Origin of the sequence: Phyllobacterium sp., from assembly GCF_037994425.1 — a bacterium.
Lineage (GTDB): Bacteria > Pseudomonadota > Alphaproteobacteria > Rhizobiales > Rhizobiaceae > Phyllobacterium.
In genome coordinates, this window is the sequence record NZ_JBBNAM010000167.1 from 25077 (window position 1) to 48382 (window position 23306).

General features: G+C 57.3%; 18 protein-coding genes and 1 pseudogene. 13 read left to right on the forward strand and 6 right to left on the reverse strand.

What is annotated here, in order from left to right; all coding sequences use genetic code 11:
- Window positions 1-2: 2 nt before the first annotated feature.
- Genes AAAB35_RS12500 through AAAB35_RS12510 form a run of 3 tightly spaced genes read right to left on the reverse strand, consistent with a single transcriptional unit; the run spans window position 3 to window position 2069 of the window.
- On the reverse strand, window positions 3-737 hold the full coding sequence (locus AAAB35_RS12500) for an amino acid ABC transporter ATP-binding protein (RefSeq protein ID WP_340668602.1): 735 nt from the start codon (window positions 735-737) through the stop codon (window positions 3-5).
- A gap of 1 nt (window position 738) precedes the next feature.
- On the reverse strand, window positions 739-1410 hold the full coding sequence (locus tag AAAB35_RS12505; RefSeq protein ID WP_340668603.1) for an amino acid ABC transporter permease: 672 nt from the start codon (window positions 1408-1410) through the stop codon (window positions 739-741).
- Entirely contained in the window at window positions 1410-2069 is a 660-nt protein-coding gene (locus tag AAAB35_RS12510) for an amino acid ABC transporter permease (protein ID WP_340668604.1), read from the reverse strand. Before AAAB35_RS12510 ends, AAAB35_RS12505 begins: the two co-directional genes overlap by 1 nt.
- Before the next feature lie 326 nt (window positions 2070-2395).
- On the opposite strand from AAAB35_RS12510, the gene efeU reads away from it, so the two are divergent.
- The 13 genes and pseudogenes from efeU to AAAB35_RS12575 form a co-directional block, all read left to right on the forward strand.
- On the forward strand, window positions 2396-3238 hold the full coding sequence (efeU, locus tag AAAB35_RS12515) for an iron uptake transporter permease EfeU (RefSeq protein WP_340668605.1): 843 nt from the start codon (window positions 2396-2398) through the stop codon (window positions 3236-3238).
- 14 nt (window positions 3239-3252) lie between these two features.
- The gene (gene efeO / locus AAAB35_RS12520; protein ID WP_340668606.1) at window positions 3253-4443 is read left to right on the forward strand and encodes an iron uptake system protein EfeO; all 1191 of its coding nucleotides are present in this window, start codon (window positions 3253-3255) and stop codon (window positions 4441-4443) included.
- 7 nt (window positions 4444-4450) lie between these two features.
- Window positions 4451-5758, forward strand: a complete 1308-nt coding sequence (gene efeB / locus AAAB35_RS12525; RefSeq protein WP_340668607.1) for an iron uptake transporter deferrochelatase/peroxidase subunit — start codon at window positions 4451-4453, stop codon at window positions 5756-5758.
- An 11-nt stretch (window positions 5759-5769) separates the two neighbouring features.
- Window positions 5770-6597, forward strand: coding sequence for an iron uptake system protein EfeO (gene efeO / locus AAAB35_RS12530; RefSeq protein ID WP_340668608.1), 828 nt, complete (start codon window positions 5770-5772; stop codon window positions 6595-6597).
- Window positions 6598-6776: 179 nt separating this feature from the next.
- On the forward strand, window positions 6777-7349 hold the full coding sequence (locus tag AAAB35_RS12535; RefSeq protein WP_340668609.1) for a GbsR/MarR family transcriptional regulator: 573 nt from the start codon (window positions 6777-6779) through the stop codon (window positions 7347-7349).
- Window positions 7350-7353: 4 nt separating this feature from the next.
- Entirely contained in the window at window positions 7354-9126 is a 1773-nt protein-coding gene (gene cydD / locus AAAB35_RS12540; protein ID WP_340668610.1) for a thiol reductant ABC exporter subunit CydD, read from the forward strand.
- Window positions 9123-10814 (forward strand): thiol reductant ABC exporter subunit CydC, encoded by a 1692-nt coding sequence (gene cydC, locus AAAB35_RS12545; RefSeq protein ID WP_340668611.1) that lies wholly within the window; start codon window positions 9123-9125, stop codon window positions 10812-10814. Before cydD ends, cydC begins: the two co-directional genes overlap by 4 nt.
- 79 nt (window positions 10815-10893) lie before the next feature.
- On the forward strand, window positions 10894-12471 hold the full coding sequence (locus tag AAAB35_RS12550) for a cytochrome ubiquinol oxidase subunit I (RefSeq protein WP_340668612.1): 1578 nt from the start codon (window positions 10894-10896) through the stop codon (window positions 12469-12471).
- A 6-nt stretch (window positions 12472-12477) separates the two neighbouring features.
- Entirely contained in the window at window positions 12478-13632 is a 1155-nt protein-coding gene (cydB, locus tag AAAB35_RS12555) for a cytochrome d ubiquinol oxidase subunit II (protein ID WP_340668613.1), read from the forward strand.
- Between the two features lie 16 nt (window positions 13633-13648).
- The gene (gene cydX / locus AAAB35_RS12560) at window positions 13649-13771 is read left to right on the forward strand and encodes a cytochrome bd-I oxidase subunit CydX (protein ID WP_340668614.1); all 123 of its coding nucleotides are present in this window, start codon (window positions 13649-13651) and stop codon (window positions 13769-13771) included.
- A gap of 272 nt (window positions 13772-14043) precedes the next feature.
- Window positions 14044-15243, forward strand: a complete 1200-nt coding sequence (repA, locus tag AAAB35_RS12565) for a plasmid partitioning protein RepA (protein WP_340668615.1) — start codon at window positions 14044-14046, stop codon at window positions 15241-15243.
- 83 nt (window positions 15244-15326) lie between these two features.
- Entirely contained in the window at window positions 15327-16289 is a 963-nt protein-coding gene (gene repB / locus AAAB35_RS12570) for a plasmid partitioning protein RepB (protein WP_340668616.1), read from the forward strand.
- Between the two features lie 967 nt (window positions 16290-17256).
- Window positions 17257-17822: pseudogene (locus AAAB35_RS12575) on the forward strand (IS5/IS1182 family transposase); the annotation flags it as partial.
- A 101-nt stretch (window positions 17823-17923) separates the two neighbouring features.
- Here the strand turns inward: AAAB35_RS12575 and AAAB35_RS12580 are convergent.
- The 3 genes from AAAB35_RS12580 to AAAB35_RS12590 form a co-directional block, all read right to left on the reverse strand.
- Entirely contained in the window at window positions 17924-18109 is a 186-nt protein-coding gene (locus AAAB35_RS12580) for a hypothetical protein (RefSeq protein WP_340668638.1), read from the reverse strand.
- A 488-nt stretch (window positions 18110-18597) separates the two neighbouring features.
- On the reverse strand, window positions 18598-21192 hold the full coding sequence (locus tag AAAB35_RS12585; RefSeq protein WP_340668617.1) for a glycosyltransferase family 39 protein: 2595 nt from the start codon (window positions 21190-21192) through the stop codon (window positions 18598-18600).
- Between the two features lie 402 nt (window positions 21193-21594).
- Entirely contained in the window at window positions 21595-23067 is a 1473-nt protein-coding gene (locus tag AAAB35_RS12590; protein ID WP_340668618.1) for a DDE-type integrase/transposase/recombinase, read from the reverse strand.
- Between the last annotated feature and the right edge of the window lie 239 nt (window positions 23068-23306).

Genomic DNA, 23306 nt, shown 5'->3' on the forward strand with positions numbered 1-23306 from the left:
GTCTAGTCTTTGCGCATTTTGGAGAGGAACTGGGCGATACGCGGCCTTGCCATGCCGCCATCGGCGGCAAAAAACTCGTCCGTCGGCAGATCGACGATGAGGCGGCCCTTGTCGAGAAAAACGATGCGCGAGGAAATCGTCCGCGCGAATTCGATTTCGTGGGTGACGAACACCATGGTCGTACCGGTGCGAGCAAGTTGCCCGAGGATATTGAGCACTTCGGCTGTCATCTCGGGATCGAGCGCGCTGGTGATCTCGTCAAGCAAAAGGTAGCGGGGCTTCATGGCAAGCGCACGGCAGATGCCAACCCGCTGCCGCTGTCCGCCGGAAAGTTGCGCCGGATAGGCGTCAGCGCGGGCATCAAGTCCGACCAGGTCGAGCAAGGCGCGGGCCTCGGCTTGCGCCTTGGCGCGGGGAACCTTCAGGACCTTTGTCGGCGCAAGCGTAATGTTGTCGAGCGCTGTCATGTGCGGATAGAGATTGAAAAGCTGGAACACCGTTGCAGAACGCTTGCGGGCCTCGGCAAGCTGCTTCGGAATCGAGACATCGAAGTCGTCGATGGTTATGCGGCCGCCGTCGAGCCGTTCGAGGCCGTTCATGCAACGGATCAGCGTTGACTTTCCCGAGCCGCTGGAGCCCAGAATGGAGACGACTTCGCCGACGCTGACGTCAATATCGATACCGTCGAGCACCACAGCGGAACCGAAGGATTTCTTGACGCCGCGAGCGCTGATCATCTCACAGACCTTTCCATGCCGTGTGGGCGCGCAGACGCCGTTCCAATCGCGCACCTAAAAGCGCGATCAGCTTGGCGGTCACGTAATAGAGCCCGCCGACAACGGTCCACACGACGAAGGGCTTCAATGTGCGCAGATTAAGGATGTTACCGATCTTGGTCAGGTCGACGACACCGATGACGGAGATCAATGAGGTGACCTGGAGCTGGTTGACGAGGAGTCCTGTCAACGGCCCGATGGCGAATGCCATTGCTTGCGGTGCAACAACGTGGCGCAAGATCTGCCAGCGCGACAGACCGAAAACCCGCGCCGATTCAATCTGATCGCGTCCGATGGACTCGATTCCTGCGACAGCGATGACATAGATGAATGCGGCCGTATTGCCCGAGAGCGTGATGATTGCCGCCTCGACTGGCGTCACATTGATCCTGGCCAGGGCAGGCAGACCGAAGAAGATAAGGAACAACTGCACCAGAACCGGGGAGTTCTTGAGAAGCTCGGCGAAGAAACTGACCAGCGGGGTGAGCACTGGCACGCGGTAGAAACGGATCACGGCCCACATCGTGCCGATCAGGAGGCCGATAAGTGTAGTTACAGCAAACAGCGCCAGCGAGACCCCGAGCCCATGAGCCAGCAAAACGAGGTCGTAGGAGGTGAAACTTGTATAGCGCATCAGGCAACGTCCGGCATGCGGTCGCGGTTAAGACGGCGATGCAGCGCCCCGATCGCCAGCGATATCAGATAGGTCAGGCTGGCATAGACGATCAGGAGGACAGCATAGACCTCGAACGGGCGAAACGTATCCGATGCCACGATCTTGGCAGAACCGGTCAATTCGTTGAGGGTGATCGTTGAAAGGATCGACGAGGTCAGGACAAGATTGATGAAGACCGATCCGAGCGGACGCACGGATGTACGCAGCGCGATCGGCATGACGATCTTGCGAAAGATGACCTGCTTGGAAAGTCCGCTGACCTCAGCGGCCTCAAGGATGCCGGTGTCGATGGCAAGGATGCCCGAGCGAATGACATCCGAACTGAAAGCGCCGCCCGCGATCGACAGGGCGATGACCCCAGTCGTGAAGGCATCGATATAGATGCCTATTTCGGGCAAACCATAGAAAAAGAAGAATAGCTGGACGATGAAGGGTATGTTGCGAAACAGATCCACATAGATAAAGGCGGCTCGGGATAAAATTGGCGAGGATGAGGTGCGCAGGGCGGCGACGAGGAGGCCGAGTACCAGGCTGCCAAGCAAAGCCATTGCGCAAGCTTGCGCGGTCAAAAGCGCACCCTTGATGAGAAATGGCACGTGCGGCGCCAATATCGTCATGTCAAATTTCAAACAGCTATCCCAAAGCGAGTGAAACCGGTTTCACATTTGCCGAACGCACCAAATGTGTCAAGCGGGCTTGTGGCAGCCCGCTTAGAAATAAGGCAAGAATGTGACGATCTTCCACGGCAGGCCATTGAATGGGTGTCTGTTATAGTGGATAATTACACTCAACATACGGAAATAATTGAGAAATTTGGTCCAGATTTAGATTAGAATCCTTCTAATATATTGTTATTGCTTCGTTTTTCTCGAAAGTTTATGAGTCGCCCGGCGTATTATACCGTATCATCTGACCGGTAAAGTCTGCGCCGGGGTGCGAATTCATGCTGGTTCCTTTTCTGATAATGCTGCGCGAGGGTATCGAAGCAGCCCTTATTGTTGGTATCGTTGCGAGCTATCTCAAACAAACCGGTCGCGGCGCCTGGATGCCTGCCGTGTGGGTTGGCATTCTCCTTGCCATCGCATTGTCACTGTTTGTTGGCGCAGCACTGCAACTGGTTAGCGCTCAGTTTCCGCAAAAGGCGCAGGAATTTTTCGAGGCGATTGTCGGCCTGATCGCAGTCATCGTGCTTTCCTCCATGGTCTTCTGGATGCGCAAGGCCGCGCGTTCGATCAAATCGGAATTGCATACACATATCGACGAGGCGCTGTCCCATTCGAGCGGACAGGCAACGGCGCTTGTCGCCATGGTCTTCTTCGCCGTGGCACGCGAAGGATTGGAGTCGGTCTTTTTCCTGCTGGCGATTTTCCAGCAGAGCACATCAAGCGATGCACCCGTCGGCGCCGTCCTTGGCATACTGGTTTCGATTGCGCTCGGTTACGGCATCTACGCCGGCGGCGTGCGCATGAACTTTCGGCGGTTCTTCTTCTGGACGGGTCTGTTCATTCTCGTTGTTGCCGCAGGTATTCTGGCGGGCACGCTACGGCATTTCCACGAGGCGGGCGTCTGGAACAGCCTCCAGACGGTCGTTATCGATCTTAGCGGCGTCCTGCCTGTCGGCAGTCCGCTCGGCACGCTTCTGTCCGGCATGTTCGGCTATCAGGACATGCCAACGCTCGGCGAAGTGATCGTCTATTTCTCCTATCTTGCAATCAGCCTCTTCATGTTTGTGCGGCCAAGCGTAACGGGTGCCGTGAGCGCGCAAGCAACCAAACCCTCGAACTGATCGGACGATCCTTCATGTCGCATTCAGCCGGCTCTGCCTCCCCTCGTCCCGCATCACAAAGACTGATGCATTTGGCCGTCGTCGGGGCAGCTGCGCTTGTCGTTGCCGGTGGTGTTGCGTTTTACTATGCGTCAAAGGGTGCAAGGCAAGGGGTCGCAGGTGATGCGATCACGGTGACGATCAAGGACGGTGTATGCGACCCGAACACGATCACCGTCGCCGCCGGACCTGCGACGTTTACGATCGTGAACAAATCGGATCGCGCTCTCGAGTGGGAAATTCTTGACGGCGTCATGGTCATTGAGGAGCGCGAGAATATCGCCCCGGGGATCAGCCAGACACTTCAGGCCAAGCTCAAGCCCGGCGACTATGAAATCACCTGCGGGCTCCTCAATAGTCCGCGCGGCACCTTGCATGTAACGCCGTCGGCCGCCTCCGATGCGGAGGCCGCCCGTCCCGCCCTTCGCGCCTATCTTGGGCCGCTTGCGGAGTTCCAGGTGTTCCTGGTGACCCAGGCCAACAGCCTCGTCAAGGTGACCCAGGCACTTGATGGCGCCATCAGGGCAGGCGACCTTGAGAAAGCCAGGCAGGCGTATCAAAGCGCCCGCACGCCCTACAAACAGATCGAGCCCATGGCGGACCAATTCGCCGATCTGCACAACACGATCGATCCTGTTGCCGATTTCCTTGAAAGGCGCGAGCAGGATCCGGCCTTCACCGGATTCCACCGTATTGAATACGGTCTTTACACCGACAAGAGGACGGCAGGGCTGGAACCTTATTCAGCCAAATTGCTTGCCGACGTTACCGCGCTCAAGGATCGTATCCGCGGCATGCGCATCTTGCCGGAACAGATCGCAAGGGGCGCCCAGCGGCTCGTTGCTTCTATGGCTGCGACGAAAGTGGCTGTCGGTGTTGATCACTATGCGCAGACCGATCTTGCTGATTTTGATGCCAACATCGCGGGTGTTTCGCGAATGATGACCCTCCTGAAGCCAGTGGCTATGACTGCAGCGCCTCAGGTGGTTGCCGATATCGAGGCGCGTTTGACCGACATTGACAACGCGTTGAAGAGCCTGCGCGGGCCAGACAAATTTCCTGCCTATGACAGTGTCAACGGGGACAGCCGCAAGGCCCTCTCGCAGAAGATGCAGGCGCTGGCGGACGCAATCGGCAAGTTCAATGCCGCAGTGGGTTTGGAGTAGGATTACGATGACAGCGAACGACAAGGGACCGGTTACCAATCGCCGCAATATTCTGTTTGGTGTCGGTGCGGCAGGCGGCGTCTTGGCGGCGGGCCTCGGCAAGGCGATGTCGGCCGAGAGGCGCAACGAGCAGGTAACAGACGCGCCGGTGAGCGACAATACACGCCAGCGTCAGCCTTTCTACGGCACCCATCAGGCCGGGATCATCACCCCGCGCCCGGCGGCAGGCATGATCGCGGCTTTTGACGTTTTGGCAACCGCGCCCGAAGATGTCGAACGTCTGTTCCGAACCCTTTCCCAGCGCATCGCATTCCTGATGCAGGGCGGCGAACCGCCTGTTTTCGACGACAAGCTACCGCCATCGGATTCGGGTATTCTTGGCCCCCTTGTCCCGCCCGACAATTTGACGATGACTGTTTCGCTCGGTTCCTCGTTTTTTGAAAGGCGCGATTGGCTGGCACCGCACAAGCCGGCACGGCTATCGCGCATGAAGGCGTTTCGCAACGACGCGCTCGATGCCGATCTTTGCCATGGCGATCTGGCATTGCAGATATCGTCTAATACGCCTGATACCAACATTCATGCGCTGCGCGACATCATCAAGACGATGCCCGATCTTCTGGTGCTTCGCTGGAAGCAGGAAGGATCGGTTCCGGTGTTGCCGCCAAAGCCTGATGGAAGCCACGAGAGTGCGCGCAACTTTCTTGGATTTCGCGATGGCTCGGCCAATCCTGACGCCAACAATACCGCCTTAATGGACCGCATCGTGTGGGTGACGGAAAACAGCGACGAACCCGCATGGGCGCGCGCCGGCACATATCAGGTGGTGAGGATCATCCGCAATTTTGTCGAACGCTGGGACAGGACGCCGCTCGGTGAGCAGGAGCGCATCATTGGGCGCAACAAGGCGACCGGCGCCCCGTTTTCAGGTGCGACAGAGCATGATGTGCCGGATTATTCGAAGGATCCGGAAGGAACGGTTACGCCGCTTGATGCCCATATCAGGCTGGCAAACATGCGCACTCATGCTTCCGAGGCCAATCTCATCCTGCGCCGCCCATTCAACTATTCCAATGGCGTCAGCAAATCCGGGCAACTTGAACAGGGCCTTCTGTTCATCTGTTACCAGGCTGACCTCGAAAAGGGCTTCATCACCGTCCAGCACCAGCTCGATGGCGAACCGCTCGAAGAATATATCAAGCCGATCGGCGGCGGCTTCTTCTTCACACTACCTGGCCCTCTCGATGACAGTGACTTTCTGGGCCGGACACTACTTGAAGCAGCGGGTCACGCCGTGACGCGCGTCAGATCTTAAGGGGATAATCGATGCAACTCAAACTTAGAATGTCTGCCAGCCTGTTCGCCCTGTCCATTGCAGTCCTTCCCGGCGCTGCCCTTGCCGAGGTATCGCCGCTTGATCTCGTTCAGCCCATCGCTGACTACAAGATCTATGTTTCGGAAAATTCCGAGAAGCTGGTTACCGACACCAAGGCATTCACGGACGCTGTCAAGGCCGGCGATGTCGAAAAGGCAAAGTCGCTCTTTGGTTCCACCCGCATGAGCTATGAAGCAATCGAGCCGATCGCCGAGCTTTTCAGCGACCTTGACGGCTCCATCGACTCACGCGCAGACGATCACGAAATGGCGGAAAAAGACCCGGAATTCACCGGCTTCCACCGCATCGAATATGGTCTTTTCGAAAAGAACAGCGCCGAGGGCCTGGCACCAGTTGCCGACAAGCTGATGGTGGACGTCACCGAGCTGAACAAACGGATCGCCGACCTCACTTTGCCGCCAGAAAAGGTTGTTGGTGGCGCGGCCGTTTTGATGGAAGAAGTCGCCGCGACCAAGATTTCGGGCGAGGAAGATCGCTACAGCCACACGGATCTTTGGGATTTCAAGGCCAACTTTGATGGCTCACGCAAGATCTTCGACCTTGTGCGTCCCCTGATCGAAAAGGACGAAGCGGCCTTTGTGACCAAGGTTTCGGCGAATTTCGACGCTGTCGACACGACGCTGGCAAAGTACAGGACCACCGATGGCTATCAGCTTTACGACAAGCTTAGCGAAGACGACCGCAAGCTGCTCGCCGCCGCCGTCAATACGCTTGCCGAGGATCTTTCGACACTGCGCGGCAAGCTCGGCCTCAACTAGAAAAGCCTTCGGGATAACGTCGGTCAAACGGCCCGGTTTTCGCGACCGGGCCGTTTTGTTTGTTGGAGCCCGGCCTGCGGCATTTCGGACCGGGCGGCGGGCCCAGCTTGACGGCGGGAGTTTCCTTGCTACTGTCATTTCAGTAATTTCTGAAATAACAGATATAACGGAAGCTTCTGATGAACCTGCCGCCGCTCATACAATCCTTCGTTCTGCATTTTGGCGAAATGGGAAGCCGTTGGGGTATCAATCGTACCGTCGGCCAGATCTATGCGCTGCTTTATGTTTCGCCCGAACCCCTCAACGCCGACCAGATCGTTGATGCCCTTGGCATATCGCGCTCGAACGTTTCCATGAGCCTGCGCGAATTGCAGACCTGGAACCTGGTCCTTCTCAAGCATCTGCCCGCCGATCGCCGCGATTTCTTCACAACGCCCGATGACGTCTGGCAGATCCTGCGCACGCTTGCCGAGGAACGCAAAAAACGGGAAGTCGATCCCACTTTGTCGGTCTTGCGCGAAATTCTGATGCAGCAACCAGCCAGCGATGCCGAACGGCACGCCCAGGAGCGCATGAGCGAGATGCACGGTCTGATCGAGCGGCTTACGACCTGGTATGATGACGTCAAAAAGCTCGAAACCGACAGGCTGGCTACACTGTTGACGCTGGGCGCCAAAGTCACGAAACTGCTTGAGGCGAAGGACAAGATCGTTTCGCTCGGCAGATCAAAGCGCACTACTGAGAAGGGTTGACGGCATGGGACCCACAGCAGATGCATTGCTGGCGCTTCGCTCTGAAGTGAGCCCGGACGGGCATTGCGTGGACCTTGAACCTGCCGCAAATGGCAAGCCGGTTGTTGAAGGCTTGGCTGATGACAACGAAGGATCGGGCGCTTTGAGAAATGCTTGCCTGCTTCAGGTCGTCGCGGCGCTGCTGTTTATCCCCCAGGCCGGGCTTCTAGCCGTGGCGGTCGGCAATATCGTTGCCGGTGCCAACTGGCGGGGCGTTGTGTGGCTCGCTCTTGGGCTCGTCGTTATCGGCGCTCTGCGGGCCGGGCTTGATGCAGCAGGCATGCGCCTTGCCTTCCTCAAGGCCCGCAAGGCTTTGTCGGAACTTCGGGAAAGGGCAATCACCGCGCTTGCGCAGCGCTCACCCTTGGACGTCACCCGCCCTGCCTCGGGACTTGCAGCAAGCGTAATCACCGAACAGGCTGAGGCGATCCTGCCCTATCTGGCTCGTTTCAGGCCGACGCGGCTCAAGGCAACCCTCATTCCGCTGGCCATCCTCGCATCTATCTTTCCATTTTCCTGGCTGGCCGCATTCGTGCTGCTTCTCGCGGCGCCATTGATACCTCTTTTCATGGCTCTCATTGGCTGGGGCGCCAAGGCGGCGAGCGAAAAGCAACTCATCGAAATGGGCAGCATGAATGGCTTCCTTCTCGACCGGCTGCGCGGAATGACAACCATTCGCGCCTTCGATGCCGTCGATATGACGGCCAGGCGGTTGCGTGCCGATGCGCAATCCCTGCAACTGCGAACAATGGCCGTGCTGCGGATTGCGTTTCTGTCATCGGCCGTGCTTGAACTCTTTGCCGCCCTCGGCGTTGCCATGGTCGCGGTCTATATCGGTTTTCACTATCTGGGTCAGCTTCCCTTCGGTGCCTGGGGTGGCCGCCTTGGCCTCAGCGAGGGCCTGTTCATCCTCCTTCTTGCACCAGCTTTCTTTGAACCGCTGCGCGAGCTTTCCGCCGTATGGCACGACAGGGCAGCTGGCGAGGCCGCACTCGCGGCACTTCAACAACTTGCCGATAATGGCGTCGCCCTCCTTGGCACGAACGATGTCGCCGGTTCGCTGGTTGACGAGAGCAAGGGTGTTTCAGTCAAGGTCGAAGCATTGTCGTTTTCCCATGCGGGAAACGACGCTGAGGTGCTGCATAATATCGACCTTGAGGCAAAGCCGGGCGAGCGCGTGGCGATCCTGGGCCCAAGCGGATCGGGCAAATCCACTCTCCTGGCATTGGTCGCAGGCCTTTCTCCCCATGCACGCGGCCGGATCACTGTTGCGGATCACGTCCTTTCGGAATCGACAGCTCAACAACTGCGCGCGCGGATGATCTGGATCGGTCAAAAGCCGCATATATTTGCCGGCTCACTATTTGACAACATTTCCCTTGGACGCCCCGAAGTCAAGACGAACCGAACACGCGCGGCGCTTGCGCTCGCATCGCTCGAGCACGTGGCCGAAGCCCATGGCAACCGTCAGATAGGCGAAGGCGGCTCGGGTCTTTCGGGTGGCGAGATCCTGCGCCTGGCGCTTGCGCGGGCCGCCGCCGGCACTCACAAGGACCTTGTCCTTGCCGATGAACCGACAACGCATCTCGACACAGCCACGGCTCAAGAGATCACCGAAGGTCTATTTGAAATCGCCCGTGGAAAAACCCTTATCGTTGCGACGCACGACCCGGTGCTGGCTGCGCGGATGGATCGCATCGTCGTGCTGTCACCACGAAGCGCCCGGGAGGCAGCATGATGGGCATATTGCGCGCATTCCGGCCGATCGTCGCAATATTCTATACCGAGCGCCGTTTTATGCTCATTGCCGGTGCGTTGCTTGCAGCGGTTACCGTTCTTGCCGGGATCGCGCTTCTCGGGCTCTCTGGCTGGTTCATTACGGCAACGGCGGTCGCAGGCCTCTCCTCCATGACCGCTCTTGCCTTCGATGTATTCGCGCCGGCCGCTTCGATCCGGTTTCTCGCGCTGCTGCGTACCGCTTCCCGCTATGGCGAGCGTCTTGCCACCCATGACGCGACGCTTGGTGTCCTCGCTGGTCTGCGCGAGCAATTGTTCCGCAGCTGGTCGCGTCCGCAATCGGCAAGGCTCCTGATTCAACGGCCCTCACGGCTGCTGTTTCGCCTCACGGCCGATATCGACGCGCTCGATTCGCTTTACCTGCGCGTACTTGTTCCGGCCGGCGTCGCGATCGTAACGGCATTTGCCGTGACGGTCACACTCGGCCTCATGCATCCCCTGCTTGGACTTGTGGCAGGATTCTGGCTCGTTGCCGCGGGGCTTGGCATACCGCTTCTCGCTGCCCGGTTCGCCAGCGCACCATCTCGGCGCCGTGCCCATGCTCTGGAGGCCCTCCGCTCACGCACGATCGATCTGGTGGCAGGCCAGACAGACCTTGTCATGACCGGTCGCCTCGCCGCGCAAAAGCTTGCCGTTGCGTCCGCTGAGCGTCGAGCGGCGGCGGCCGACGACCAGTTGAATTGGGTCGAGGTCTTCGCCAGCGCCGGATTTGGCTTCGCATCGGCGATCCTGCTTGGCGGCACGATGCTTGCCCTGGCGGCGCTGAGCGATGGCGGCGCGATCAGCGGGCCGGTCGCAGCACTCGGCGTTCTGGTCGCCCTCGCCGCACTGGAACCGTTTGCAGCATTGCGCCGCGGCGCAGTCGAGCTTGGTCGGACGGTTCTTGCTGCCCGGCGCATTGCACCAGGCCTTGCTGTAACCTGCCCTGCCCTGCCAGGGGCAGTCCCCCGGGATGGGCTGGCCCTGCGCCTCGCCCACGTCAGCGTCACTCACGACGGCGCCCCCCTCCCCTGTCTTCGCGACCTCAGCATGAACGTAGAGCATGGTGAACGTGTTGCCTTGATTGGACCAAGCGGGGCCGGCAAGTCGACCCTGCTTGCGCTGATCGCACAGGAACTCACGCCCGTCAGTGGCCAGATTGAAACCTTGAGGGCGGCCCTCCTGACGCAGAAAACCGAGCTTTTTCAGGACACGCTGCGCGATAACCTTCGGCTCGCCGCTCCCAAGGCTGATGACAATGAACTCGGCCACGCCCTAAGACAGGCCGGATTGGACACGCTTGTCGCCTCGCTCCCATTAGGCCTCGGTACCAGGCTCGGTGAAGGCGGGCTCGGTCTTTCGGGCGGCCAGGCGCGGCGGCTTGCCCTTGCGCGGCTGTTTTTACGCAACTCGCCCCTGTGGCTGCTCGATGAACCTACCGAGGGGCTCGATGGCACCACTGCGCGCGATGTACTGCAACGTCTTGGCGCCAGCCTGCAAGGCCATGCGGTCGTTATCGCGACGCATATCCGGCGCGAGGCAGAATTGGCTGACAGGATCATCATTCTTGACCACGGGCGCATCGTTGCAGTGCTGCGCCGCGGCGAGAAGGAATTTGCTACTGCTCTTTCCGCGCTGCGGCCGGACTGAGGGCTCGAACTTTCATGCGGCAGCACGCCAATGTGCGGACCGTTCAACAGGGGAGTCGGGATAGGCCCGGCTAGAAGCAATGGAACTCGATATCGTGGCGCTTTCGCGCCTGCAATTTGCGATAACGGCGCTGTATCACTTTCTTTTCGTCCCACTGACGCTTGGGCTTTCCATACTCCTGGCGATCATGGAAACGGTCTACGTGATGACCGGCCGGGTCATATGGCGTCAGATGACAAAATTCTGGGGCATACTGTTCGGCATCAACTTCGCCATCGGCGTCGCGACGGGGATCGTCATGGAGTTCCAGTTCGGTATGAACTGGAGCTATTACAGCCACTATGTCGGCGATATATTCGGCGCACCCCTCGCCATCGAGGGGCTCATGGCCTTTTTCCTCGAGGCGACGTTTGTCGGTCTGTTCTTTTTCGGATGGAACAAGCTCTCGAAGGTTGGGCACCTGGTCGCGACCTGGGCCGTTGCCGCCGGCTCCAACTTTTCCGCGCTATGGATTCTCATAGCCAATGGCTGGATGCAAAATCCGGTGGGCGCTACCTTCAATCCCCAGACAATGCGCATGGAAGTATCTGATTTTTATGAAGTATTGTTCAACCCCGTTGCCCAGGCCAAGTTCGTTCATACCGTATCAGCGGGTTACGTAACGGCGTCCATCTTTGTTCTTGGCGTATCGGCCTGGTACGCCCTTAAGGGGCGTCACATCGCGCTTGCCAAGCGATCGATGACGGTCGCTGCCTCGTTCGGTCTTGCCTCAGCGCTGTCGGTCGTCGTGCTTGGCGACGAGAGCGGCTACCTGACGACAGAGCACCAGAAGATGAAGCTCGCGTCGATTGAAGCCATGTGGGAAACCGAACCCGCGCCGGCCGCCTTCACCATCTTCGGTTTTCCGGATCAGGAGTCGCGTGAAACGCACTTTGCCGTGCGCATTCCCTGGGTCATGGGATTAATCGGGACACGGTCGCTGACGACCCCCATCCCAGGCATAGAGGAACTGGTCGAACATGCCCGCGAAAGGATCAAGGAAGGTCTCGTTGCCTATGACGCCCTTCAACGCATAAGGGAGGTTGGCAGCACCACGGCGATACCCTCGGAAGTCCGGGATGCCTTCGAAGCAAACGGCGCTGATCTCGGTTATGCATTGCTCCTCAAGCGATATGTCGACGATCCACGGCAGGCGACACCCGAACAGATCGACAAGGCGGCCTGGGATACCGTTCCCAACGTGCCACGAATGTTCTGGTCGTTCCGCATCATGGTGGGACTGGGCATATTCTTCATCATCCTGACGGCAACCTTCTTCATCTTGTCGGTGCGCCGCAAGATCGACGCCTATCCTTGGCTGCTACGTGTTGCCGTGTTTGCAATCCCCCTGCCCTGGATCGCTGCGGAGCTCGGCTGGATTGTTGCTGAATCCGGTCGTCAACCCTGGATTATCGAAGGTGTGCTTCCGACCGCAGCAGCAGTCTCCAGCCTCGGCGCGTCGACGGTACTCCTCACCATTTGCGGCTTCGTGCTGATCTATACGGTCCTCATCTTTATCGAGATGGGGCTGATGCTGCGCGCCATTCGCAAGGGACCGGAACCAGATACCGAGCCTGAAGCTGAACTCATTTCCCCGCACATCGTGCCAGCGGAGTAGACGACCATGATATTGCACCAAATCATCGACTATGAGCTCCTGCGTCTTATCTGGTGGGTATTGCTCGGCGTTCTTCTCATCGGCTTTGCCGTTACCGACGGTTTCGATCTCGGGATCGGCACGCTTTTGCCCTTTGTCGCCAGGACGGAAACCGAACGACGCATCGCCATAAATGTCATCGGCCCGACCTGGGAAGGCAACCAGGTCTGGCTCATTCTTGCCGGCGGCGCGATTTTCGCGGCCTGGCCGCCGCTTTATGCGGTGTCTTTCTCGGGCTTTTATCTCGCAATGTTTGCAATCCTCGCTGCGTTGATCCTCAGACCCGTTGCCTTCAAATACCGTTCAAAGCATGACAGCGACAGGTGGCGCAGCGGTTGGGACGCTGCCCTCTTCATCGGAGGGTTCGTTCCGTCCCTAATCTTCGGCGTTGCGGTTGGCAATGTCCTGCAGGGCGTTCCATTCCGCTTCAACAACGAGCTTCGGATCTTTTATGAGGGAACGTTCTTTGGCCTTCTCAATCCATTCGCCTTGCTGTGCGGGGTGCTTTCGGTTGTGATGCTGATCATGCACGGCAGCGCCTATCTGATGTTGAAGACCGATGGCGCGATTGCCCAGCGCGCCCGCAGTTATGGCTCGCTTGCGGCATTGGGCACGCTCGCGCTCTTTGCCCTTTCTGGGATCATTCTCTGGCTCGCGATTGACGGGTATGTAATCACAAGCGTCATCGATCCTCATGGTGCCTCGAACCCGCTTATGAAAACCGTCGCTGAGGAGCCGTCGGCTTGGTTTGCAAACTATGGTTCCTATCCCGTGCTCCTCCTTGCGCCGATAATCGGATTGGTGGGCGCGGCACTGGCGTTCTATGGTTTCAGGGCCCGGGCCGAAGTCGCCACCCTCCTTTTGAGCGCCTTGTCCATATTTGGAATGATATCCAGTGTCGGTGTGTCGATGTTCCCGTTCATTCTCCCCTCCTCGCTCGATCCGAGATCGAGCCTTACGGTGTGGGATGCATCATCGAGCCATCTTACGCTGTTCATCATGCTCGTCGTGACTGCGATCTTCATCCCGTTGATCGTCGCCTACACGACCTGGGTCTACAAAGTGCTGTGGGGCAAGGTGGACGCCAATTCTGTCGATGACAAAAGCGGACACGCATACTGACCGAAAGGGTTGAATCATGTGGTATTTTGCCTGGCTTCTCGGATTGCCCTTTGCGGCAGCCTTCGCCGTATTGAATGCAATGTGGTATGAACTGGTCGAGGACGACAACACAAGGTTGGACGCCGCGCAGAGGGAATGACGGTTGTCTCCCTTTGTGCCCGCAGGTCATTTACTGCGGTAAAACGGATTGATTTTCTTTATCAGATCAACGGTCTGGAGCCGTTGAGCATCTGGCGTTTGGGGTCAAACAATCGATCCTCATCAATGGTGCGTCGCCGGCTCTGCCACCGGGGCGAGGTGCCGTTAGCCTTTTATTAACCCAAAAAATCTTGCCGGATCGGACGAATCGGAGCTTAATGGCACTTCGCAAAGCATTTCCTTTGAAAAAGCGCTATTAGAGGTTTTGATTCCATGAATGTCGCAATGCCTCTGCCCAGGTTCGAGTTCGATGATAAGATCCTCGATCAGGGCGCGGAGATCTCCCGTCGGCTGAACCAGCTTCGGATGGAAAAATTCCCGCCGGATGCGAAGAAGTCGTTGCGCTTGTTCTCGATGGCGGAAGTCGCACACTACCTCGGTGTTACCCAAAACAATCTGAAGCGCCTTCATCTCGAGGGTAAAGGTCCGGTGCCGGCGCAGGCAGCGTCCGGCCGCCGCTCCTATACGGCTGATCAGATGATGGATCTGCGCTACTATCTCGACCGCAACGGCCGCACGGAAGTGAAAAAATATGTGCCCCACCGCAAGCCCGGCGACAAGTTGCAGGTCATTGCCGTTGTCAATTTCAAGGGCGGCTCGGGTAAGACGACGACCGCCGCCCACCTTGCGCAGTACCTCGCGTTGACCGGGCATCGCGTGCTTGCCATCGATCTCGATCCGCAGGCGTCGTTGTCGGCCCTGCACGGGTTCCAGCCGGAACTTGATCGTAATCTCTCGCTCTACGAGACGATACGCTATGATGACGAGCGCAAGTCGGTTTCGGACGTTATTCTTTCAACCAACTTTCCGGGCCTCGATATCATTCCGGCAAATCTGGAACTACAGGAATATGAATATGACACGCCGCTTGCAATGCAGGATCGCGCCTCGATGGAGGGCCGGCAGTTCTTCACCCGCATCGGCAAGGCACTTGAAGAGGTGGACGGTCGCTATGACGTTGTCATTGTCGATTGTCCGCCGCAGCTCGGCTATTTGACGCTGACGGCCATGTCGGCGGCAACATCGGTGCTCATTACCGTGCACCCGCAGATGCTCGACCTCATGTCGATGTCACAGTTCCTGTTGATGCTGGGCGGTATACTTAAGACGGTAAAACAGGCCGGAGCAAAAGTGCAACTCGATTGGTTCCGCTATCTGATTACACGCTACGAGCCAACCGACATTCCCCAGGCGCAAATGGTCGGCTTCATGCAATCGATGCTGGCCGAGGAGATCCTGTCAAACCCGATGCTGAAATCGACGGCAATTTCCGATGCCGGGCTGACCAAGCAGACCCTTTATGAAGTCGAAAAGAACAGCTTTACGCGATCAACCTACGAACGCGCGATCGAATCGCTAGACGCGGTCAATTCGGAAATTGCCACACTCATTCATCGGGCGTGGGGCCGCTGATCATGCCAGATGGCTTTACCGCAGTAAAAACCGCGTTATTTGCTCGAAAGATCAACAGCTTAACATATAACGGGGATGGATAGATGGCCCGTAAGGACATTTTTAGCAGCGTCATGAACCCCGCACCGCTCAAGACGGAGGACAACGACGCCGTGAACTACGTCGTCGGCGGTGCCTCGCGGTCGATCAAGAGTTCCTTCGAAGAGCTTGCAAAGGCAAGCGTCGTCGAACTTGATCCGGATCTCATCGATGGTTCGTTCATTGCCGATCGTATCGAGGAAGACGATGAGGCGTTTCAGGAGCTTTTGACCGCAGTCCGGGAGAGGGGGCAGGATTCGCCTGTTCTCGTTCGGCCGCATCCTTCAGCTGCCGGGCGCTACCAGGTGGTATTCGGCCATCGCCGTGTCAGGGTGGCAAAACAGCTGGATCGACAGGTCCGAGCCGTGGTCAGAGCGCTGGATGATCAGGACCACGTCATTGCCCAAGGCCAGGAAAATGCTGCCCGCTCGAATTTATCGTTTATCGAGCGGGCGCTATTTGCCAAACGTCTCGGCGACTTCGGCTACGACCAGTCCGTGGTGAAGTCTGCGCTGGCGCTCGATGCAACGACGTTCTCGAAGATGCAGTCCGTCGCCCATCACATCCCAGAAGACATCATTCTGGCAATCGGCCCAGCCAGGGCAACCGGCCGGGATCGCTGGTGGCAGTTGTCGAAATTGTTGGAGATACCAGGCAATCAGGAGGAGGCGAGGGCGCTTGTCGCATCCGGCGATTTTGCTAACCAAACGGGCGATGCGCGCTTTGCGCGGCTTCTTGATTTTCTGAGCAAGGCAAAGCGCGCGCCAAAAACTTTTACACCGCGCACAAAGGCCTGGGCGTCCGAGGACAAGTCGCTGCGTGCCAACATCACGGATAGTGGAAAGGCGTTTACGCTTGCTCTGAAAGCCAAGAACGCATCGCGCTTTGGCGCTTACATAGAAGGCAGGCTCGAGGAGCTCTATCGTGCCTTTCAGGAGGCAGAATCAGCGAATAAGTACACTGATTGAACGACGTAGAAAAAGGTCGGTCGAACATTACCCTCTTGAAAGCGCGGTGATCGGGGCATAGACAGTTGTGCATGTGACAGTTCGTTCGAGGTCTCCGCGGGCCGGGACACCCTTCGACAGCGGGGTGTATGCGTGGAACATATTTCAACGCACGTTCCCCTACATGAATTGCCATCCGCTTGTTCGTCTGGTGTACATGCTGTCGAAAGTGATGGATTGCTGGCGGCTCAGCTCCTCATGATGAGGCGATACGCGATCAAGCATCGGTTCAATCGCGCCCACGCCATCATGGAGATGCAGGATGGCGCTAGCAGCGCTGGTGACTACTATCCATATCAATTTTATTGCGGGTGGCGGCAAAGTGAGGCGAGGGGAGAACCCGGACGCTTGCGCCGCACCATAGCAATAAGATCGGCGAGATACCGGGTTGAGCGGCTGGGGATACTCGCTGGGGCATAGGAGAGTTCGCTCTCTCGGCGGCCTGTTAGCTGATGGTTCCCGGCATGGGGACCCGCAAGGCGCACGCCCCGTACATTATATATCACAACCTCGCATGGCAGTTTGCCGCGTCAACTCCATCAACCATGCGTCATTCTCCCGAGCTTCAGCGATAGGGGCACGGCCGGCAGGGAATAAGAAAGGTCGAATAGGGAACGCCCTGTAAAAACGGTCGTTTGAAAATGCCGACAACAGGCCAAACGAGCATCTCTAACAGGCAACGAACGCCCGAAATGCAAGGAAAACAAGCGTTCAGACAACGGGGAAATGCACGCACTTGGCGTTGGCCTTGGCCGGTACTAGCTTGCATGGCCGCGTCGGCTTGAATTGAATATATATAGTCCGATAAGCCGAAGCTAAGTGCTAGTAAAGTGCGGCATGACGAAAAATATTAACGTAAACAGTAGGTTAATGCCCCATGCATGTGCGACTACCAAATTCGAGGAGTGGTGAGGCGGTAAGCGGGACGCGCTTGCTTCAACAAAAGCCAAAGGACAAGAACAAGCTCTACTCGCTGCACGCCCCCGAGGTCGTGTGCATCGCCAAGGGCAAGGCCCGCCAGCCGTGTGAATTCGGTTGCAAGGTAGGGATCGCCGCGACGAACCGCGAGGGGCTGGTGTTGGCCACCAAGGCGTTCGAGGACAATCCCTATGACGGTCACACCTCTCAGGCACGGTCGATCAGGCCGTCGCCTTGGGTGGTGTCGATCCGGATCGCATCTACGTCGACAAAGTTTATCGCGGTCATGATTACACCGGACCGGCGGCGGTGATGATTGCCGGAAGCCGGCGCGGGCTGACGCCGACCATGTGACGGGAATTGAAACGACGATCGGCCATCGAGCCCATCATCGGCCACATGAAGACCGATGGGCGGCTGGACCGGAACTTCCTTCTCGGACATGTTGGTGACATCATCAACGCCCTGCTCGTGGCCGTGGGCCACAATCTGCGCCTTACCTTGGCCACTCTCGCCCTTTGGCGTGCCATTATTCTGACCATGGTCATCACAATGACGGCAAAACCGAATACTTCTCGCCAACTTCCCAGGCCGAGATTATCAAATGGTTTAACCGTTGTTCAGGGTCGACTATCTATGTCGCGACGTCAGCTTCCCCTCTTCGGTCTTTGTGGGCCTTATGCTGGTCCCGAGCGGATGCAACTGACCGCACGCGCAGGTGCGGCCGAAGCGGCCCATGCATCGGCTCCGCCGCGCTCGGGCGCGAAGCGCCGATAGAACCATGTCTTCATGACCTGAGTGAGCATAAGATAGCCTGCGGTCATGCCCCCAAGCGCCAGAATCATCGACACCGGTGGCGGCATGAACCGAACCAGGGTCCGATCGGCGTGTAGGGCAGCGCCACGCCCATCGCCACCGCCGCGAGCGTCGTTGCCGTCAGTATCGGGAACATATAAATCTCACCGGAGACTATCTGTGGGAAACTGCGCCCTTGCTTGACGCCGAAGGATTTCGCCCAATTCAGTTCACGCTCTGATCCGCCTACCGATATCTGTGCCCCTTTAATGTTCAGGGGCCGATATCCTCCAAACAACATACTACTTAGGGAACCGGGGTGGCGTCGGGAACATCATAGACGTTTTCGGAAAATGGCAACGTTAGGGCGGTGATCTAGGAACGCACGGATTATGTCCGCACATGACTCCTCAGTAGGCTCAATTCTGCCTTGTGCATCGAATTGAGACCAACCCGAATTGATGGTATTGTGATCCTTTAGGCGGATCGCGCCATGTCGGCAAAGGCTTCTTCGGCGTCATCCTACCTTCCGGCCCGAACCTCCAGCTTTGAACGGTCAGGGGCGCAAATCGTATCCAACTCTATAGAAATAGCTTCCCGCAGCTATTCCGTGTTTCGTTATTTTTCTCTCCTGTATATCGGTCAACCGAGAAAAATGGGCGTTGAGGGAGTCCTTCTCAAGATCGCGCCGTTTCAGCGCATAAAGAACAGCCGTCCTGCCTCTCATGTCTTCCGGCCTGTACCAGTAATTGTACATAAGGCTGTCCTGTCCCAGCGCTGCGCCGCCAACCGAGCTCGTGCTGGCGTGCTGGCGCGCGCGATTGTAGAAAGCAAGCTCGCTGGCGGCAAAGTACTTGCCGATTGTTATCAGAAGGACGGGCTTTCCTGTTTCCTCCTCGACGGCCACTTGGATTTGTCCGGCGTCGCGGCCAAACTCCTGCCAGGCAACGGGTAGGGTGCGGATATTGCCGACGTAACCGACGGTCGGCAATCCCAAAACCAGATAGTGAAAACCGAGTCCGTAGAAGACCAATACGCCCATAACGTTCGGAACCCACCACCGCCGTAACGTGCCTCCAATATGTGACCCTGTGATGAGGGCGTTCGAAATCACGGGCAACAGCGCCAGCCACGTCGGCCCCGACCAATTCAGTTTGACGTTGTGAAACAGGCTGAACGCGACGAAGACGGACAGCGGAACAAGCGTGTAAATGGCGACAAACCTTGCCTGGCGCGAATCCCCCAAGTCCGACTTGTCGGGAAAGCTGTGACGGACGATGCCGACAAGAGCAGACACAGCGGCAATAAGCCCCAACGGTGTTAGGAGGACAAGCGCATCCGCGACGAGGGTTGGCAACGAGAACTCGAAGTTGTCCTCAAGTCGGCGAGACGATTGAAACAGGAAGGACACCCAGTCGTGGGTCGCGTTCCAAAAGATCACGGGTGAAAAGAGGACGCAAGCAACAATAGCGGCCAGATAGGGCTCGGGCCGCAACAGCCAACGCCGGGATTTGGGATCAAGGAGCACAAATGTCAGCGTGGCAAGGCCGAGTAGGACGATGGTGTATTTGGATAGCAAACCGAAGCCGATCATCAGTCCGGCCCCAAGCCACGCTCTGCGCCGATTCCCCAACAGTGCCCGCTCCAGAAAATATAGTGATCCTGCCCAAGCAGCCGTGAGTGGTGCATCCGGCATCATTATGAAGCCGTTTGAAAAGAAATACGGTAACGCCGCAACGAGCACGACGCTGACGAATGCCGCTGATTTTCCAACGAGATTGCGCGAGAATTGGAATATGAATGCCGCGCCCGCTATCCAGCTTGCATAGGCACCGATACGGACCCCGAGCTCCGTGTTCCCAAAGACTTCCGTTCCCAGCCATATAAGCCACGCAACCATCGGCGGGTGGTCGAGATAACCGATGTCGAGGTGCTGCGCATAATTCCAATAGTAGGCTTCTTCAGGGAGTAGGTCGACAAGACCAAGATAGACCATGCGCAGGAGAAGGACATATCCAAGAACACCGATCGCCGCTATGCGCCACCGGATATCAAGGGGCACGCGGGGGCTGACTGACGGAAAGACGAAGAATGCGTTGCCGAGATAATTCACGACCGTGGCGGCACCGACACCCAGAACTATGGCAAACTGTGGCGGCCACCCAAAAAGGTCGACGGCACCGGCCAGAACACCCCCGCGCAAGGCAAAGGCCAGCAGGCAGACGGTGATAAAGCGAAGAATGCGAATCCCGTCAGATTGACGAACATTGGCTGAGCGCGTGGCGAACGCCCATCGAGAATTCAATGTATAGTTGAAGACGGTCGCGACAGCGAAACTAACTGCATGGGCAGTCACCAGCGCAATCCCCAGGCCGAACAGGATCTGAAAGATAAGCAGATCGACCGCGAGGCCCATAAGTCCCACTCCGGCGAATCGAGTTGCATTGCCAAGCGACACTGCTCCACCCGCAAGTACCATCAGGCGGCGTGCAAAACTCAACATTTGCGTCCAACCGATCTTTGACGTCCCGCGGACACGATCATGAAACACGATCGGCACCTCCGAGACGCGGAGTCGGCCGCCGCCTTCGGCAATTATTTCCAAACCGATCTTGAAGCCGGACGCTTCGGGGTCAATTGCCAAGAGCCGCTCCTTGCGCACCGCAAAGAAACCGGACATGGGATCCCGAAGTTCGCTGAGCGGCCAGGCGAGCGCGCCCCCGAGGCGGGAAAGAAGTCGACGTGTCTTTGGCCAATCCGGTGTTGCGCCACCCGCCACATAGCGGCTGCCAACCACCATATCGCTCTTGTCGTCAACGATGGCGCGGACAAGGTCAGGGATTCGCTCGGGCGGATGGCTGAGGTCAGCGTCCATTACTACGACGATGGAGCCAGCCGCATATGCCGCCGCTGTCAGTACATCGCCCGCCAGACCCCGACGCCCCGCACCAGTGATAAGTCTGACCGGAGCCCTCGCCTCCCACTTTCTGACCAGGTCGATCGTGCCGTCGGTAGAACCACCGTCAGCTATCAGAATTTCGAATCCGCAATCCGTCGAGGGAAGCGCGAGCAGTGACTTCAGCAGGAGATCGATGTTGTCCACCTCATCAAGGGTTGGAACAATGATCGATACAAGTTGCATCCCTGCCATGCCGTGCGAACTCCTTGGATCCGACCGAATTGAGATCGCAACCAAACTGCGCCCTGCAAGCTCTCACAGGTCGATGCCGGCACCAGTGCCCAAATTTCCTGACAGCTAGCTGAACGCGAATTCCAAGCACCGGGAAAACGAGGCTCACTGAGCGAACAGGCGCAGGTCCATGCTTTGTGAGCGCCAGAGGTGAAAAGTCCGTTCGCCGCTCCTGGGATCAAGGTGCTTTCGAACGATCAAGACGGCAAGAGTTCTCGGGACGGCGGTATGGCGGTAATGCAGGCACAGCTGATGTCGATTTACACTTGAAACTGAGACTCCGGGAGTTTTTGCTAAACTTCGACACTTCAATTGAGACTTTTTCAATCAGGAGTCTCAATTGAAGTGTAAGTTTTTGGCAGGTCAGGCGAACGCGGCTTCCTTTTCCAAAGCAGGCTTCCAGGATTCGATATGTTCGTCAGTGATACGCTCTGTGCCTTCCTGAATTGCTTCAATTGCGAGTTCATTCAGTATTCCAAATACACGAGCTGTGATGCCATCGCCGAGGCGCGAAAGATGACGGAGGCTTTGGCTGGATATAACAGATGGAAGTTTGAGAGGCAGGCTGCGTAGGATCGCAGTTACGAATTCTTGAAACTCTTCGTCAGCCTTCCATCTTGGAAGCACAAATTGATCCAAACGCCGTGCTAGTTGTGTGTCACCCGCGATCGCATCGCGCGCTTCGGACACTCCAAGACAAACGAGGGAAGCTTTGATCTCGTTGCTCAAATATCTCAAGAGTTGGAGGATTACACGCTGTTTAGGGCGCAACAGTGAGCCATGTATGCGCTGATGATATTTACCAGCAATTTCCAGGGCGATCCATTTTTCCAGTTCGCGCATCGTAAAAATCGCCCTGTCTTCAGAATCGTACTCGCCTCTTATCTTTACATTGCCGAATGTAGTACCCGGCAGCAGGTGCACCGCCCCCATCATTGTCCCAATCAGCCGCTCTATGTGTCCCCCAAAGCGGGGTGTTGCTGGCGGCCTGACCTGGAGTTTCATTCCATATTCCTTGCATGCGCTAAAAAGTGCCCGTGACCTAAATTCAGCCCCATTGTCGCAATGAAGGACCTCGGGTATTCCGGCGACGGGCCAGGGAACCTCAATCCCCCGCTCGTTGAGCCAAGCTGTCTTGTCGTAAATTGCATGTAGCAGGCAGAGTCCAACTGACACACTTGAGGGTGCCTCCAATGACAAATGGAAACCTGCGACCATTCTCGTGCAAACATCGATGGCAATTGTGAGCACGGGTCGTCCGATGGGTTCACGGTATCGCTCGTCAACAACGATGACGTCCACGACGGTGTGATCAATCTGCCATAAGGCATTCGGTTTGCTGACTGAGAGCTGGCCAGGGCTCGGGGTTGAAGCGGCTTCAATCTCGCTTTGCCCGCGTTTGCGGGCTACTGTAATTGGGGTCAGGTTGGAAACGCGCCGTTGCACTGTATTCCGGTGAGGAACGGGTAGGCCTTCGGTCAGGCAGACTACTCGAATTCGGCTCAAAAGAGCGGCGATGCTCGGCTTTTCCTTTTTGAGCCAGAATCTTTCCACTTGTTCTGCGATAATACGTTCAGTTTTCGAGTCCAGTCGAACAGCCCCTTCTTGTGTGCCGCGCTTCTTTGCCCCGAGGCTTGATGTGCGTTGCGTCTTTCGGAAACGCGCCACAAGGCGGAACAACGTCGATCGTGGAATTCCGAACTCTGCATGTGCCGTACTGACGACCTCAGCAGTGACTTTTCCACCAGCACCGCGAAGCAGGTCACGGAGAAATTCCTCTCGACCGTCATTGTTCGCTTGTTGATTTAGGTCAGGGTCGGTAGGGGACGAATTCATGCGCCGACATTACGGTCGATCGACCGGTCCATCAATCCCGTTTTGAATATAACAAATACCCTCTGCAGTCTCACTTAAAGTGTCAAAAAATGCACTTCGATCTCACACAAACTATCGAGAACATTCAGTGCTTGGGTCTCAGTTTCAAGTGTAAATCGACACCAGGGCGAATAGTGTCGTCGAAGGTTCTGAGCGATGCCTTGCCCTGTCACAGCCCCAATGCCGGCACTGATCTCCCT

Coding starts and splice junctions, on each gene's coding strand:
- cydX (WP_340668614.1), top strand. CDS start 13,649: ATGTGGTATTTTGCCTGGCTTCTCGGATTGCCCTTTGCGGCAGCCTTC.
- repA (WP_340668615.1), top strand. CDS start 14,044: ATGAATGTCGCAATGCCTCTGCCCAGGTTCGAGTTCGATGATAAGATC.
- AAAB35_RS12590 (WP_340668618.1), bottom strand. CDS start 23,067: ATGAATTCGTCCCCTACCGACCCTGACCTAAATCAACAAGCGAACAAT.
- efeO (WP_340668608.1), top strand. CDS start 5,770: ATGCAACTCAAACTTAGAATGTCTGCCAGCCTGTTCGCCCTGTCCATT.
- cydB (WP_340668613.1), top strand. CDS start 12,478: ATGATATTGCACCAAATCATCGACTATGAGCTCCTGCGTCTTATCTGG.
- AAAB35_RS12500 (WP_340668602.1), bottom strand. CDS start 737: ATGATCAGCGCTCGCGGCGTCAAGAAATCCTTCGGTTCCGCTGTGGTG.
- AAAB35_RS12510 (WP_340668604.1), bottom strand. CDS start 2,069: ATGACGATATTGGCGCCGCACGTGCCATTTCTCATCAAGGGTGCGCTT.
- efeO (WP_340668606.1), top strand. CDS start 3,253: ATGTCGCATTCAGCCGGCTCTGCCTCCCCTCGTCCCGCATCACAAAGA.
- repB (WP_340668616.1), top strand. CDS start 15,327: ATGGCCCGTAAGGACATTTTTAGCAGCGTCATGAACCCCGCACCGCTC.
- AAAB35_RS12580 (WP_340668638.1), bottom strand. CDS start 18,109: ATGCCGCCACCGGTGTCGATGATTCTGGCGCTTGGGGGCATGACCGCA.
- cydD (WP_340668610.1), top strand. CDS start 7,354: ATGGGACCCACAGCAGATGCATTGCTGGCGCTTCGCTCTGAAGTGAGC.
- efeB (WP_340668607.1), top strand. CDS start 4,451: ATGACAGCGAACGACAAGGGACCGGTTACCAATCGCCGCAATATTCTG.
- efeU (WP_340668605.1), top strand. CDS start 2,396: ATGCTGGTTCCTTTTCTGATAATGCTGCGCGAGGGTATCGAAGCAGCC.
- AAAB35_RS12505 (WP_340668603.1), bottom strand. CDS start 1,410: ATGCGCTATACAAGTTTCACCTCCTACGACCTCGTTTTGCTGGCTCAT.
- AAAB35_RS12585 (WP_340668617.1), bottom strand. CDS start 21,192: ATGGCAGGGATGCAACTTGTATCGATCATTGTTCCAACCCTTGATGAG.
- AAAB35_RS12550 (WP_340668612.1), top strand. CDS start 10,894: ATGGAACTCGATATCGTGGCGCTTTCGCGCCTGCAATTTGCGATAACG.
- AAAB35_RS12535 (WP_340668609.1), top strand. CDS start 6,777: ATGAACCTGCCGCCGCTCATACAATCCTTCGTTCTGCATTTTGGCGAA.
- cydC (WP_340668611.1), top strand. CDS start 9,123: ATGATGGGCATATTGCGCGCATTCCGGCCGATCGTCGCAATATTCTAT.